Source organism: Caulobacter sp. HMWF025, from assembly GCF_003060965.1.
GTDB lineage: Bacteria > Pseudomonadota > Alphaproteobacteria > Caulobacterales > Caulobacteraceae > Caulobacter.
The window spans coordinates 6,746-20,834 of record NZ_QAII01000096.1; the positions used below are offsets into that span (position 1 = coordinate 6,746).

The 14,089-nt window shown below is 67.2% G+C and carries 16 protein-coding genes and 1 pseudogene; 6 read left to right on the forward strand and 11 right to left on the reverse strand.

Annotated features, from left to right (window positions below):
- Both DBR10_RS10630 and DBR10_RS10635 read right to left on the reverse strand, forming a co-directional pair.
- On the reverse strand, nt 1–1,270 hold a 1,270-nt coding region (locus DBR10_RS10630; protein ID WP_233243370.1), incomplete at its 3' end, for a sensor histidine kinase.
- 181 nt (nt 1,271–1,451) lie between these two features.
- Complete coding sequence (locus DBR10_RS10635; RefSeq protein ID WP_108506234.1) at nt 1,452–2,471, reverse strand: AraC family transcriptional regulator; 1,020 nt, start codon at nt 2,469–2,471, stop codon at nt 1,452–1,454.
- Nucleotides 2,472–2,557: 86 nt separating this feature from the next.
- Between DBR10_RS10635 and DBR10_RS10640 the strand changes: the two genes are divergently transcribed.
- Entirely contained in the window at nt 2,558–3,376 is an 819-nt protein-coding gene (locus DBR10_RS10640; protein WP_108506235.1) for a hypothetical protein, read from the forward strand.
- 59 nt (nt 3,377–3,435) lie between these two features.
- On the opposite strand, the gene DBR10_RS10645 is transcribed toward DBR10_RS10640, so the two are convergent.
- Nucleotides 3,436–4,392 carry a GlxA family transcriptional regulator gene (locus DBR10_RS10645; RefSeq protein WP_108506236.1) on the reverse strand — a complete coding sequence of 319 codons (957 nt, stop codon included), beginning with the start codon at nt 4,390–4,392 and terminating at the stop codon, nt 3,436–3,438.
- A 78-nt stretch (nt 4,393–4,470) separates the two neighbouring features.
- On the opposite strand from DBR10_RS10645, the gene DBR10_RS10650 reads away from it, so the two are divergent.
- Together DBR10_RS10650 and DBR10_RS10655 are read left to right on the forward strand one after the other, a co-directional pair.
- Nucleotides 4,471–5,157: a DJ-1/PfpI family protein gene (locus DBR10_RS10650; RefSeq protein WP_108506237.1), complete on the forward strand. Its 687-nt coding sequence runs from the start codon at nt 4,471–4,473 to the stop codon at nt 5,155–5,157.
- A 143-nt stretch (nt 5,158–5,300) separates the two neighbouring features.
- Nucleotides 5,301–6,995: an alpha/beta hydrolase family protein gene (locus DBR10_RS10655; protein WP_199223662.1), complete on the forward strand. Its 1,695-nt coding sequence runs from the start codon at nt 5,301–5,303 to the stop codon at nt 6,993–6,995.
- A gap of 6 nt (nt 6,996–7,001) precedes the next feature.
- On the opposite strand, the gene DBR10_RS10660 is transcribed toward DBR10_RS10655, so the two are convergent.
- The 8 genes from DBR10_RS10660 to DBR10_RS10695 all read right to left on the reverse strand — a co-directional run bounded on the left by DBR10_RS10660 (nt 7,002) and on the right by DBR10_RS10695 (nt 12,741).
- A complete protein-coding gene (locus DBR10_RS10660) occupies nt 7,002–7,649 on the reverse strand; it encodes a DsbA family oxidoreductase (protein WP_108506238.1) in 648 nt (215 codons plus the stop codon).
- 78 nt (nt 7,650–7,727) lie between these two features.
- On the reverse strand, nt 7,728–8,654 hold the full coding sequence (locus DBR10_RS10665) for a glycosyltransferase family 2 protein (RefSeq protein WP_108506239.1): 927 nt from the start codon (nt 8,652–8,654) through the stop codon (nt 7,728–7,730).
- On the reverse strand, nt 8,654–10,636 hold the full coding sequence (gene thrS, locus DBR10_RS10670; protein ID WP_108506240.1) for a threonine--tRNA ligase: 1,983 nt from the start codon (nt 10,634–10,636) through the stop codon (nt 8,654–8,656). The genes DBR10_RS10665 and thrS overlap by 1 nt, the downstream gene beginning before the upstream one ends.
- Nucleotides 10,633–10,887 carry a membrane protein insertion efficiency factor YidD gene (gene yidD / locus DBR10_RS10675; RefSeq protein WP_108506241.1) on the reverse strand — a complete coding sequence of 85 codons (255 nt, stop codon included), beginning with the start codon at nt 10,885–10,887 and terminating at the stop codon, nt 10,633–10,635. Before yidD ends, thrS begins: the two co-directional genes overlap by 4 nt.
- A 52-nt stretch (nt 10,888–10,939) precedes the next feature.
- Entirely contained in the window at nt 10,940–11,401 is a 462-nt protein-coding gene (locus DBR10_RS10680; RefSeq protein WP_108490085.1) for an iron-sulfur cluster assembly scaffold protein, read from the reverse strand.
- Nucleotides 11,398–11,868, reverse strand: coding sequence for an SRPBCC domain-containing protein (locus DBR10_RS10685; RefSeq protein ID WP_108490084.1), 471 nt, complete (start codon nt 11,866–11,868; stop codon nt 11,398–11,400). The genes DBR10_RS10680 and DBR10_RS10685 overlap by 4 nt, the downstream gene beginning before the upstream one ends.
- Nucleotides 11,869–11,938: 70 nt before the next feature.
- Nucleotides 11,939–12,517 (reverse strand): cob(I)yrinic acid a,c-diamide adenosyltransferase, encoded by a 579-nt coding sequence (locus tag DBR10_RS10690; protein ID WP_108506242.1) that lies wholly within the window; start codon nt 12,515–12,517, stop codon nt 11,939–11,941.
- A gap of 26 nt (nt 12,518–12,543) precedes the next feature.
- Nucleotides 12,544–12,741 carry a twin transmembrane helix small protein gene (locus DBR10_RS10695; protein ID WP_108506243.1) on the reverse strand — a complete coding sequence of 66 codons (198 nt, stop codon included), beginning with the start codon at nt 12,739–12,741 and terminating at the stop codon, nt 12,544–12,546.
- Between the two features lie 312 nt (nt 12,742–13,053).
- On the opposite strand from DBR10_RS10695, the gene DBR10_RS10700 reads away from it, so the two are divergent.
- From DBR10_RS10700 to DBR10_RS10710, 3 genes and pseudogenes are all read left to right on the forward strand, one after another.
- Nucleotides 13,054–13,275, forward strand: coding sequence for a hypothetical protein (locus DBR10_RS10700; protein ID WP_108506244.1), 222 nt, complete (start codon nt 13,054–13,056; stop codon nt 13,273–13,275).
- The gene (locus DBR10_RS10705; protein ID WP_108506245.1) at nt 13,272–13,919 is read left to right on the forward strand and encodes a TetR/AcrR family transcriptional regulator; all 648 of its coding nucleotides are present in this window, start codon (nt 13,272–13,274) and stop codon (nt 13,917–13,919) included. The genes DBR10_RS10700 and DBR10_RS10705 overlap by 4 nt, the downstream gene beginning before the upstream one ends.
- A gap of 71 nt (nt 13,920–13,990) precedes the next feature.
- A pseudogene (locus DBR10_RS10710) lies at nt 13,991–14,089 on the forward strand (TetR/AcrR family transcriptional regulator); the annotation flags it as partial.

Genomic DNA, 14,089 nt, shown 5'->3' on the forward strand with positions numbered 1-14,089 from the left:
TGTCGACCTGGGCGAACCGCTGGAAGATCGTCTCGTGGTCGGCTGCGGCGATGCCGATCCCCGTATCGATCACGGCGATCGCCAGTCCCGTGCCGTCGCCGCCGATCTCGACCGTAACGCTGCCCTCGCGGGTGAATTTCAGGGCGTTGTCGATCAGGTTGCCGATGATCTGGCGCAGCCGGTCCTGGTCGCCACGCCGAAGCGGCGCAAGGTCCGGCTGCAGCGTGAGCACCAGATCGAGGCCCCGGCCGGCGGCGCGGGGGCCATAGATCTGGCGGACCTCGGCGATCAGGTCTTCCAGCGAGAAGACGGCCTGCCGCACCTGCAGCGCGCCGGCCTCGACCTGCGAGATGTCGAGAACATCGTCGATCAGCTGCCGCATGGCGCGCGAGGCGGTCTTGATGGCCATCACATGCGCGCGCTGGGGTTCGGTCAGCGTGTCGCGCGCCAGGAGCTGGCCCTCGCCGAGAATGGCGTTGAGCGGCGTGCGCATCTCATGGCTGACCGTGGCCAGGAACTGCGACTTGGCGCGGTTGGCCACCTGGGCTTCCTGGGTCATGCATTCGAGTTCGAGCGTGCGCGCCCGCACCCGGGTTTCCAGGTCCTGGTTCAGGCGGCGGGTCTCGTGATTGCGGCGGGCGATGTCTTCCAGCAGTTCGCGGTTCTCGTCGCGCAGGCGCAGGGAGTCGATCAGCAGGGCGTGGTTGTTGTTGTGGCCCACCATCATCACGACCCAGAAAATCAGGCCCAGGATCCCCAGGGTGGCATCTACACCATGTACCAGGATCAGGGTCAGGGAGGCGGGCAGCAGGATCAGCGAGATGTAGATCCGGCCGGTCCATTTCAACGGCGAGAGAACGCCCACGGCGCCGCCGGCCAGGCCGGACAGGATGATAATCAGCACATAACGGGCGCTGATGCTGTCGTGGGGAAGCCGCAAACAGGCGATCAGGGCCCACAGTCCGGCGCTCAGGAGCAGGCCGAGGTTGTGGCCATGGGCGAGCAGCGAAAGCTGGTTGGCCATGAAGCGGCCGCGCAGGGCCCCGCCGAGACTCCAGTCGGCTACCAGCCGCAGGGCCAGCACCATGGCGACGACGGCCAGCCAGGCCATCCGGAAGGGACGCTCTTCGGGCAGGGCAATGACGCAGACGGCGATCGCGGCGGCCGCCTGCACCGCCATCGTGGCCCTGGCGTTGCGGTGGGCATGACCCAGCAAAGCAAGCCTGATGGGGTCGCTTCTGAAGGTGTCCGGACCTCGGATGGCTCGCATGGTTCTTGCCCAACCCAATCGATTGCCTGACTAGGCCCGCCATGCTGAACGGACCGCTTCCAGGGCCTGCGACAGAATGCCGCACAAGGGTTTGGGAGAGCCGGGCTGACGGGCCGCTCATCCCGGTCCGAGCCCTGTAGGGATTGCGATCGGACAGGCCGAGCAGGGCGGTCCGGGGCGCTTAACCCGACCTCGCCAGCTGGACCTCGCGGGGACTTCTGCCGGTCCAGCGCTTGAAGGCGCGTGAGAAGGCGGCGGGTTCGGAGAAGCCGACGAGGTAGGCGGTCTCGTTGACCGAGGCCCTGGACCCGGTGAGGTAGCGCAGCGCCATGCGGTGGCGCAGGGCGTCCAGGACCTGCTTGTAAGTGATGCTCTCGGCCCTGAGCTTGCGGAACAGGGTCTGGCGGCTGAAACCCAGGGCGCGGGCGACGGCTTCAACGCCGACCTCGCCGGTATGCAACAGCGGCAGCAGCACGGCCTCGACCCGGCCGCGGACGGTCTTCTGGTCCTCGAGCTCCTGCAGCAGGCCGTCGGCCCGCTGGGTCAGGACACCGAACACGTAGCGCGGCTGCAGCGCCACCGGCCAGGTCACGATGCGCGGATCGAGCCGCAGGGCGTTCCAGCCGCTGGAGAAGGTCACCGGGCACTGGAAAATCCGGTCATGCTCGGCGCGCCAGGCCGGGGCCGGGTGGGTAAACTGCACCTCCAGGACGTGCGGCTCGGGCAGGAAGCGGCGCGGGCCGCAGACCAGCCGGACGAAGGCCCCTTCGGTCAGTTCGGGGAAGACGTCGGGATCAGCCCGCTGATCGACCATCCACAGCTGGCCGTCGCGCACGGTCAGGGTAAAGCGCGGCCCGTCGTTGAGCCCTTCGGTCTCGAGCGTCAGCCGGCCGAAGCGCTGCATCTGGGCGAAGGCGTCGCCCATGGTCGCCGAGGCGTTCATGATCAGCCCGACGATCGATAGCTCCGCCAGGTCGACAGCCTCGCCGAAATGCAGGGCCAGGGCCGGGTCCTTGCAGAGATCCTGGGCCGCGCGCATCAGGGCCATATAGGTCGCGAGCGGCAGGCGGCTGTCATGGTCGTCGAGGTCGGCCTGCACCAGGCCGGCCCGGGCCAGAAGTGCGGCGCGATCCGCGCCCTGCTGGACAGCGAAGGCGATCAGGCCGACGGCGAGTCCTGCGGATGTGGTCAGGTTCGACAACGGCATTGGCTCTGGTGTTACGAACGATCATGCGTGCGACAGCTGCGATCATGGTGCCCGCCGCTGATATCAACAAGTAAGGGGGCATGACACACCGGTTTCCCGTCTCATCCGCCCTGTTCGCTCTCGCCTTCGCCTTTGCCCTGCTGCCTTCCGTCGCGCTGGCAGAGAATCTCGAGGCTGGGCCCGGTGCTCCGGCCTGGATGCATCTGGGGGCGAATGCCCTGCTGTGGGCCCACATCACCGGCGGGGCGATCGGCATGGTCACCGGGGTTGTCGCCCTGGCCTCGCGCAAGGGGCAGAGCGTCCACCGCAAGGCGGGATCGGTGTTCTTTCTGGCGATGTTTACCGCCTATGCCATCGGCGCGGGCGTCGCGCCGTTCCTTCACACCGGGCAGCGACCCAACTTCGTGGCCGGCGTCCTGGCGCTCTACCTGCTGATCAGCGGCACCCTGGCGGCGCGTCAGCGGACCGTGAACAGCGGGGCGCAGGCGGTCATCGGTCTGCTCGTGGCCCTCACCATCACCGCCGCCGGCGTGACCTTCATGCAGATGGGCGCGGCCAGCCCCAGCGGCACGGTCGACGGCTCGCCGCCCCAGGCCTTCTTCCTGTTTACGATCGCCGGGGCCTTCGCGGCCGCCGGGGAGTTGCATGTGCTCCTGCGCAAGGGCCTGTCCAATGTCGCACGGATGGCACGGCACCTGTGGCGGATGTGCTTTTCGCTGTTCATCGCCTCGGGGTCGTTTTTCCTCGGCCAGCAGCAGGTGTTTCCCAAGGCCCTGCAGGGCTCGGTCCTGCTCTACGTTGTCGCCCTGTCGCCGCTGCCGGTCATGCTGTTCTGGCTGGGCAAGGTCCATTTCGACGACTGGCACCGGCGGCGTGCTAAGGTCTCGGTCGCAGCCTGAGACCCACAAGGACGGACCGTGACGGCGCGTCTGCGTGTCAGCGGCCTGGCCGATAGGCGTCAGGCGCTCCTGCCGGGCGCGGCACTCCGGCCCCGACGCAGGGCCTGCGGCGGTTGGCCGAAGGCGCGGATGAAGGCCCGGCGCATGCGTTCGGGATCGCCGAACCCTGTTTCCAGGGCGACGTCCTCGACCTGCAGGGGCTGGCTGTCCAGCAGGGCGCGGGCGGCCTCGACGCGCAGACGCTCGACGGCCTTGGCCGGGGTGACGCCGGTCTCGGCAGCGAACAGCCGGGCAAAGTTGCGCGGGCTCATCGCGGCCTTCTCGGCCAGCTGTTCCACCGAGAGGGCCTCCGACAGGTTCTCCCGGGCCCAGGCCAGAAGCGTATCAAACCGCTGGGTCTTCAGGTCGATCAGGGCCGAGAACTGCGACTGGCCGCCGGGGCGGCGGTAATAGACCACCAGTTGCTGGGCGGTGCGGCGGGCCACGGCCTCGCCCTCGTCGGCCCCGATCAGGGCCAGGGACAGGTCGATGCCGGCGGTGATGCCGGCCGAGCTCCAGATCGGGCCGTCCTGGACGAAGATCCGGTCGGGCTCGAGCCGGATGGCCGGATAGCGCTTCTGGATGTCGCGGGTCCGGCTCCAGTGGGTGGTGGCGCGCCGGCCGTCCAGCAGACCGGCCTCGGCCAGGACATAGGTGCCCGAACAGACGCTGGCGACGCGGCGCGCCGTCTTGGCCGTGTCACGGACAAAGGCCAGGATGTCGGGGCATCGGGCGGCGGTCCAGGCGCTGTCGCCACCCGCCACCAGCAGGGTGTCGAGGGCCGGCGCGGCAGCTAGGGCGGTGGTGGCGACGGCCAGGCCCGACGAGCTGGTGACCATGCCGCCGTCCCGCGACAGGAAGACCAGGCTGTAGGCCCCGGGTGAGTAGCGGGCGGCGATCTCGAAGGCGGCGACCGGGCCGGTCGCGTCGAGGATCTGGAAGTCGGGATAGACCAGAAAGCCGATCGTGCGAGACATGGCGGAATCCGAGGGAATTATGTCATTTCCGCCAGACGCTAGGTGGGCGATGCTCGGGCGTCAACCGGAGAGATCGCCATGGCCCAGGCCGCACCGCTGAACATCGTCTTTGCCCTGTTTCCGGGCGTCACCCATCTGGACTTCACCGGACCGCACCAGATCCTCTGCCGTCTTCCGGGCGCGAAAGTCACGGTCGCCAGCCTGCACGGCGGCGAGATCGAGGCGGACGGCCTGGTCTTCGCGCATCTGCCGCGTCTGGCTGACCTGCCTGTATGCGACATCCTGATCGTGCCGGGCGGCTTCGGCACCACAGAGGCCATGGCCGATGCGGACTTCCTCGACCAGATCCGCCGCCTGGCCGCAGGCGCGCGCTATGTCTGTTCGGTCTGTACCGGCTCGCTGGTGCTGGCTGCGGCCGGCTTGCTGAAGGGCCGCCGGGCGGCCTGCCACTGGGCGTGGCGCGACCAGCTGGCCCTGTTCGGGGCGCAGCCGGATCCGGGCCGGGTGGTACGCGACGGCCATGTCTTCACCGGTGGCGGCGTGACGGCGGGCATCGACTTCGCCCTGACCATCGCCGCCGAGGTGGCGGGGGAGGCTGTGGCCCAGGGTATCCAGCTTGCCGTCGAATATGCCCCGGCCCCGCCCTTCAACGCCGGACGGCCCGAGACGGCCCCGGCTGAGGTGCTGCAGCGGATCCAGCGTCTGTACGGCGCTGACATGGACGCGCGCCGGGCGGCGGCCGAGAAGGCTGCGGCGCGGGTCTAGGCAAACTCAAGCTGTCATCCCGGACAGCCTCTTCGAGGCTTCCGGGATGACAAGCTGGATGTCGGACCGGATTCGACTTTCCCCGCGTCTCCTCTAGGCTCGCCCCAAAGCTGGCGAACGACCGGCGTGGGGGAGGGGATGTCATGCGCAAGCCATGGCTGTTGTTCGTGTTGGGTCTGATCCTGGTGGTCGGCGGCAGTGCCCTGGCCTGGAAGGTCCAGACGGCGGGCGGGATCAGGGTCACCGAGGTGACCTTCGCCGGCAAGGACGGCACGCCGATGAGCGCCCTGCTCTACACCCCGCCCAATGCCACCGCCGCCACGCCGGCGCCGGGTGTGCTGGCCGTGCACGGCTACATCAATTCCCGCGAGACCCAGAGCGGCTTCGCCATCGAGTTCGCCCGGCGCGGCTATGTGGTTCTGGCCATGGACCAGACCGGCCACGGCTATAGCGGCGGGGCGGCCTTCTCCAACGGCTTCGGCGGCCCGGACGGTCTCGCCTATCTGCGCAGCCTGAAGATTGTCGACCGCGACAATATCGGGCTGGAGGGACACAGCATGGGCGGCTGGACGGTGCTGGCGGCTGCCGCGACCCTGCCTGACGCCTATCGTTCGGTGGTGCTGGAAGGCTCGTCGACCGGCGCGCCGTTCGCGGCCGAGGGCACGCCGGCCTGGCCGCGCAACCTGGCCCTGGTGTTCAGCCGCTATGACGAGTTCTCCAAGCTGATGTGGGGCGTCGACAAGGCGCAGGACGTGACCACCAGCCGCAAGCTGCAGGCCGTATTCGGCACGACGGCAGCGGTCGAGCCGGGCCGGGTCTATGGCTCCGTTGAGGCCGGTACGGCGCGGGTTCTGCAGACCCCGGCCACAACCCATCCCGGTGACCACATCTCGCCCGCCGCCATCGGCCACGCCCTCGACTGGTTCGCCCGGACGCTGAAGGGCGGCGCGCCGCGTCCGGCCGGTGACCAGATCTGGATGTGGAAGGAAGCCGGGACCGGCATCGCCCTGATCGGGTCCGTCGTGCTGCTACTGGGAACTTTCGAGCTGTTGCTGTCCGTGCCGCTGTTTGCCGGCCTGCGCAGCGCGCCGACCCCGTCGGTGATGCGTCGCGACCGGGGCTGGTGGGGCTCTCTCGCCCTGACCGCCCTGCTGCCGGCCGTGACCTATTTCCCGCTGTTCATCCTCGGCATGCTGGCCCTGAAGCCCAATCCCGTTTTCAAGCAGGGCATCACCAACCAGGTCCTGACCTGGGCCGTACTGGGGGCGCTGCTGACCCTGGCCCTGGGCGCCATCGGCAAGCGGGAGAAGCCGGTGTTCACCCGCAAGCTCGGCCTGTCCCTGCTGATCGGTCTGCTCAGCGTCGGGGCCGTCTATGGCACCCTGGAGCTGGTGCATCGCCTGTTCCTGGTCGACTTCCGGTTCTGGGTGGTGGCGCTGAAGCGTCTGAGCCCGGCCCAGGCCGGCCTGTCCCTCGTTTATCTGGTGCCCTTCACCCTGGCCTTCGGTGTCACCCTGCGCACCCTGCTGGCCCGGGTGCCGGTGGCGGGCGAGACGACGGCCGCGCAGTATGCCGGGGCGGTGCTGGCCCTGAGCGGCGGCTTCCTGCTGCTGCTCGTCCTCGATTACGGCGCGCTGTTCCTGACCGGGACCCTGCCGACCGCCTTTGATCCGCTGTCGACCGTAGTGGCCATCCAGTTCCTGCCCCTGACGGCCCTGATCGCGGTGATCGGCATCTTCACCTGGCGGCGGACCGGCGGCTATGTGGCTGCCAGTGTCCTCTGCGGTCTGTTGCTGACCTGGTACATGGTGGCCGGCACCGCGACCCAGGTGGTCTGAGGGCGCTCAGACCTCGGTGGCGATCTGCCGGAGGGCCTTTTCGAAGTAGTCCGCCGGCTGACCGCCCGAGATCAGGTAGCGGTCATTGATGATCACGGCCGGAACCGAGCTGATCCCGGCTTCGTGCCAGGCGCGTTCGGCGGCGCGGACCTCGTTGGTGTAGCGACCCGAGGTCAGCACCTCGCGCGCCTCGGCGCCGTCCAGTCCGGCCTTTTCGGCGGCGGCCACCAGAACCTCATGGTCGGCAGGGCTTTGGCCGTCGGTGAAATAGGTCTCGAACAGGGCTTTCTTCAGGGCTGTCTGGCCGCCGGTGATCCCGGCCCAGTGCAGCAGGCGGTGGGCGTCGAACGTGTTGTAGATCCGGCTGGTCTCGCCGGTCTTCATCGTGAAGCCGACCTCGGCCGCGCGGGCGTGGATGGCCTGGCGATTGGCCGCCGACTGCTCGGGACTGGCCCCGTACTTCTCGGCGATGTGTTCGACGATGTTCTGGCCTTCCGGCGGCATGTGCGGATTGAGCTCGAACGGCTGGAAGTGAATGTCGGCCGCGACCAGGTCACCGACCCGCTCCAGCGCCGTCTCCAGGCCACCCAGACCGATGATGCACCACGGGCAGGAGACGTCCGAGACGAAGTCGATCTTCAGGGGCTTGGTCATGGGCGCGGATCCGGGAGGTGCGGCTAGGGTCCCAGATATAGGGGCGATCGGGCCGGGGTCCACCCGTCAGGCCGGCGTCTAGATCGGGCGGCCGGTCAGCTTCCAGAGCAGCGGGCGCGAAATGCTCATCAGCAGGATGGCGGGGGCCAGCAAGACGGCGAGGATATAGCGTTGCAGGGTGTCGGCGCGCTTGATGAAGTAGCGGGACAGGCCCACGCCCTTGTGGAACTCGACCTTGACGGGGTGTTCCAGGCTGGTGTGCCCCAGATGCACGACCTCGGCCTTGGGCTGGAAGATCACCTGGCCGCCGGCCTGGCGGGCCCGCCAGCACAGGTCGATGTCCTCGACGTGCAGGAAATAGCCTTCGTCGAAGCCGTCCAGCGCCTCGAAGTCGCGGCGGCGCAGGGCGAAACAGGCCCCCGAAATGGTCGGCATCGGGACCGGAGTCTCGGGCAGGGGCTCAAGTTCGCGATGGATTTCGAACCCCGCCAGACCCGGGTAGCGCTGGGTCAGCTGGCCAAAGCTCAGCAGGGTGGTGACCGGAGTCACCTCGCCCCGGCGGCCGCCGCGCTGCTCGCTGCCGTCCACATTCAGCACGCGGGCCCCGACGACCGTCGGGGTCGGCTGGCCACGGAAGGCGGTGACCAGGGCGGCAATGCAGCCCGGTTGCAGGTTGGCATCCGGGTTCAGGAAGATGATGTGTTCGCCGCGAGCAGCGCGCCCTCCCTTGTTGGCTCCGCGCGCGAAGCCGACATTGCCGTGGCCCTGTACCAGGATCACGCGCGGCTCGGTCCGGCCCAGGGCCCGCAGCATCTCGGCATCCTGCGGTAATGAGCCGTTGTCGATGATGACGAATTCATCGACCAGGGGCTCATCCAGCACATGCCGGATGCTCTCGATCAGGGCCTTCCCCGTCCGGTACACGACCATGACGACCGATATGTTCGGACGCGCCGGGTGGGCCCCGGCGGCAAGGGTCGTGAAGGACGGGAGAATGCTGTTCATCAGGCCGGCGCGACCTCGGGTTCAGTCGGGGTCAGACCCCTTGCACGGGCCAGGTCGGGTGGGGTCGCTTCAGCCGACAGCACCCTGACCGCCTCGTCCAGCGACAGGATGTTCTGGCCTTCGCCGCCGAGGCGGCGCAGGGCCACGTGACCTGTTTCAGCTTCCTTACGTCCGACCACGGCGATTACCGGCACCTTGGCGAGGCTGTGCTCGCGAATCTTGTAGTTGATCTTCTCATTTCGAAGATCGACCTCCGCGCGTATGCCGAGAGCTGTCAACCTTGAAACAACCTGACGCGCATAGTCGTCTGCGTCGGAGGTGATTGTCGCCACGACAACCTGGGTCGGCGCCAGCCAAAGCGGCAGGTGACCCGCAAAATTCTCCAGAAGGATGCCGATGAAGCGTTCAAACGAGCCCAGAATGGCGCGGTGAAGCATAACCGGGCGCTTCTTGGAGCCGTCCTCGGCCACATATTCGGCGTCCAGACGTTCCGGCAGCACGAAGTCCAGCTGCAGGGTGCCGCACTGCCAGACCCGGCCGATGGCGTCCTTCAGTGAGAATTCCAGCTTCGGGCCATAGAAGGCCCCTTCGCCCGGCTGGTCGACCAGACGTTCGCCGGCCGCTTCCGCGGCGGTCGCCAGGGCGTGTTCCGCCTTGTCCCAGATCTCGTCCGTGCCGGCGCGCAGGTCGGGACGGGTGGAGAACTTCACGTCGTGAAGCTGCATGCCGAGGTCGTTATAGACGCTGCGCAACAGCTCGATGAAGCGGGCGCTCTCCTCGGTCACCTGTTCTTCGCGGCAGAAGATGTGGGCGTCGTCCTGGGTGAAGGCCCGCACCCGCATGATGCCGTGCATGGCACCCGAGGGCTCGTAGCGGTGGCAGGCCCCGAACTCGGCCATGCGCAGGGGCAGTTCGCGGTAGCTCTTCTGGCCGATATTGAAGATCTGGATGTGGCCGGGGCAGTTCATCGGCTTGACGGCCAGGACCTCGCCCTCAGCGCTTTCGCACATGAACATGGCATGGCCGAACTTCTCGGCGTGGCCCGAACGCTCCCAAAGGCTGCGGTCGAGGATCTGCGGGGTCTTGACCTCCTGGTAGCCGGCCGCGTCAAGACGGCGGCGCATATAGTCCTCAAGGGCGCGATACAGCGTCCAGCCCTTGGGGTGCCAGAAGATCATGCCCTTTCCCTCTTCCTGGATGTGGAAGAGGTTCATGGTCCGGCCCAGCTTGCGGTGGTCGCGCTTCTCGGCTTCCTCGATGCGCAGCAGATGGGCCGCGAGGTCGGCCTCGGACGCCCAGGAGGTGCCGTAGATGCGCTGCAGCTGGGCATTGTTCTGGTCGCCGCGCCAGTAGGCCCCGGCCAGCTTGGTCAGTTTGAACGCCTTGCCTACCGCCTTGGTCGACGGCAGGTGAGGCCCGCGGCACAGGTCCTTCCAGCTGTCGCCCTGGTGATAGACGGTGATCGTGTCACTGACCGGCAGATCCCGGATGATCTGGGCCTTGTAGGCTTCGCCCAGGGCCTCGAAGTCGGCGATGGCGGCGTCGCGGTCGACTTCCTCGCGGCGGATCTTCTCGTCGCGATCGACGATCTGGCGCATCCGCTCCTCGATCTTCGGCAGATCGTCGAGGCTGAACGGCTCGTCGCGGGCGAAGTCGTAATAGAAGCCGTCCTCGACGTTCGGACCGATCGTCACCTGGGTGCCGGGGAACAGCTCCTGGACGGCCTGGGCCAGAACGTGGGCGGTGTCGTGGCGGATCACCTCAAGCGCATCGGGCGCATCGCGCGTGATGATCTCGATCCGGCGCTCGCCGGTCAGCAGGTCGGCCGTCAGCGGCCGGTCAAGGTCCAGCAGGACGCCGTCCAGCTTGATCAGCAGGGCCTTCTTTTCGAGCGACTTGGAGATGGCCGCAGCGACGTCGCGGCCGCTCGAACCGGCCGGATACTGGCGGGAAGAGCCATCAGGGAAAATCAGGTCGATCATTCTTTACATATCCACTTTCGTGGCTGGTCGCGCGGCGGAGGCGGGTCGTAGCCCGATCCTCCAAACGGATTGCAGCGGCAAATCCGTTGCAACGCCAGCCAGGACCCCTTGGCGGGTCCGTGATCCTTAAGCGCCTGCGCTGCGTACTCCGAACAACTCGGCAGAAAGCGGCACTGACGCCCGATGAGGGGCGAGAGCGTCAACTTGTAGGCCCGGAGGCCGAGGTCGACGGTGCGTTCGTAGAGGGTCATGCCGGCGAAGCGCTTGATTCCTGAGCATTATCGCACCTGCGAAAAGCCCGGATCAAGCGGTGCCGACGCTGCTAGTTCGCGTTTCCGAGGCGGCTGTTGCCCGGGAGACAGCCTCGACCGCAGCCTCGAACGCCAGAAGCGTCGAGGCATGGCGGGCGGGATAGTCCTTGACCGGCTCCAGCACGGCGAGCTCCGCAAACCGGCCAGCAGGAGGCGGACCGTTCGCCTTCAGCATAGCTCGCAAGGCGTCACGCGCCAACTCGATCTCCGCCAGATCGGCACCGATCACATGTGCGCCCAGCACAGCGGCCGATGCCTGTCCCAGGGCGCAGGCCGAAACCTCCTGGGCAAAGTCGCTGACGCGGCCGTCGGACAGGGCGACATCGACGATGATCCGGCTGCCACACAGCTTGGAGGATTTCTCCGACGTTCCCGTCGGGACGGCCAGGCGGCCGGTCAGGGGAATGTTGGCGACCAGGGTCAGGATCCGGCTGCTGTAGAGCGCATCGATCATGGGCTTGCCGGGGCGCCGGCCTGACGCGCGGCCCAGACCGTTTCGGCATGATCCCGCAGGGCTTCGCCCATCTGGGTGAAGGCGGCGCGCAGTTTCCGGCGCTCGTCCCGGCTGACCCAGCGGACCAGAAGCCCCATGAACAGTTCGCCGTTGGAGAAGGTCGAGCTGGCCGGGCCCATGTTCTCGATCTCAAGATAGCGGATGGCGGTGACAAAGCCGCCCAGGCGGCTGGTACGCCAGTGGAGCTGTTCGTACGGAACCCAGTCCTGGACCACGGGCTGGATCACCCGGACCGGCTCGCCGGGCAGGGCGTGATGCACGGTCAGCGGCGTGCCGATCTTCATCTGACCCTCGGCCAGGGGATGGATCGGGTTCCAGTCGCCCCAGCTCGAAAAATCCGAGACGATCTCCCAGACCAGCTCGGCCGGGGCCTGGATGCCAATGCGATGTTCGACGGCTCTTTGCATGGCGGGTTTCTAGCATTGGCGACGGGTCGATTTAAACCCGTAAATCTCGTGAGGGCGGACCTGTCCGGCGCTATCGCGTCGCGCCGGGCTTCCACAGCACGTCGGCGGCACCCTTGTCATTGGCCCAGCGGGCGGCGACGAACAGCAGGTCGGAGAGGCGGTTGAGATATTTCAGGGCCGGCTGGCTGACGATCTCGCCCTCGGTCTGCGACAGCAGCACGACCGAACGCTCGGCGCGACGGCAGACCGTGCGGGCCACGTGCAGCGCCGCCGAGGCGGGCGAGCCGGCCGGCAGCACGAAAGAGGTCAGGGCCGACAGCTCGCCGTTCAGCCGGTCGATCTCGGCCTCCAGCCGGTCAACCTGGCTCTCGATGATTCGCAGGGGTTCCCAGGCGGGCTTTTCATGCTGTTCCGGCGTCGCCAGGTCGGCGCCGAGGTCGAACAGGTCATTCTGGATGCGCTCCAGCAGGGCGTCGAGCTGTGGATCGGCTGCGGTGTGTTGTCGCGCCACGCCGATGAAGGCGTTGGTTTCGTCCACCCCGCCATAGGCGTCGACCCGTAGAGAAGCCTTGCTGACCGGGGCTCCTGTGGCCAGCCGGGTGGAGCCGCCGTCCCCGGTGCGGGTGTAGATCGCGTTGAGCGTGACCATGGGTCGCGGACCTGCGTTATCGAAGTCTAGCGCGTGCGCCACCAGAATGCGGCCACCAGCACGATGATCGCGATGAATTGCAGGACCACACGCAGCCGCATCAGCCTGTTGGAGTAGGAGCGGCCGAAATCTCCGCCCCGAAACAGGGCAAAAAGCCCAAAGCCGAGCGCTGACAGAACAGCCAGCAGGGCAGCGGGAACGAGAACAGCGAACAGAGTGTCCATGGGCGGAAGATAGGGATTTGCGACCCGGAAGACCAGACCCCTGCCTCGGCCATCCGCTTCAGGTCGCCGATTCTGTTCGTCGAGCAGGTTCGTTGAGTGCATTTGTCGCAGAGACTTAGGGTAAACGCTGTCATAGATAACGGCTCAGCCGATGTTCGTTGATTTCGGTTATTTTTGTGTCTTGCAATCGCTTTCAGGGGCGGATATGTCCCGCGCCCCAGTTTCGAAGTATGCGTTCGTTGAACATGATCACCCTCCTCACCGCAGATCGTTCAGCGCTTCATCCCTAGCGGGGAGGCAGGAGAAAAAAGCATGGCGCTAAACGCCAACGCCGCCGCGTTCTCCGCGTCCGAACGCGAAGACGCCATGGCGGAAGTCCGCCAGTTGATCACGGACCTGCGCGACGCTGCGCAGGATGGCCGCCAGCTGGCGCGCCGTTATGCCGACGTCCTGCAAAACGTCGTCGATGAGTATTGTAACGAGTTCGAGAAACGCGCTGAAGCCGCCCTCGCTCGTCTGGAGGCCGCTGCATGAGCTTTGTATCCCTGAACATCGAGTCCCCGTCCGAGTCGCCCCTGAAGGTGACGCGCCGGGCCCTGGCCAAGCAGCGCACCCGCGAGCGGGTCCTTGCAGCCGCCCGCCGCCTGTTCACCGAGCGGGGCTATGAGGGCGCGACGATCCGCGATATCGCCCAGGCCGCCGGCATGTCGACCGGGGCCGTGTTCGCCAGCTTCGCCGACAAGTCCGAGCTGTTCGACGAGATCCTGACGGCGGACTATGAAGTCATCTACGCCCAGATGGTTCAGGCCGCCCGTTCGGCGACGACCGTCGATGCGGCCCTGCTGGGCCTGTTCGGCGTCGCCTACAGCTTCCATCTCGAGCAACTGCCGCTGCTGCGCGCCAGCATCGCGGTCTCGTGGACGCGTAACGAGGCCGCCGAGCGTCGCTCGCGCACCGACCTCAAGCACATCTTCCGCCTGATCGGTGAAGTCACCCAGCGCGGCATCGACCAGGGCCAGCTGAAGTCCGGCATCGATGCAAAGCTCTTGGCCGAAATCACCTGGGACGTGTATGTCGCCAACTACCGCCGCGCGGTTTTCGACGGCTGGACGACGGACGCGCTGCTGGCGCGGCTTGCGGAACAACTGAAGGTCATTTTCGCAGGCGCTCGCGCCTGATCGGGTCGCGCCCCGGGGGTGGGGCGTCCCTGACAATCTGACAAACGCAGGCGTGTTCGAGGGGGGCGGGCTTGGGCGTACGGGACGATCAGAAACTGGCGACGCGCGAGAAGGTTCTTCTCGCCGCGCGCGACCTGTTCAACGACATCGGCTACGAGGAGACCACCATC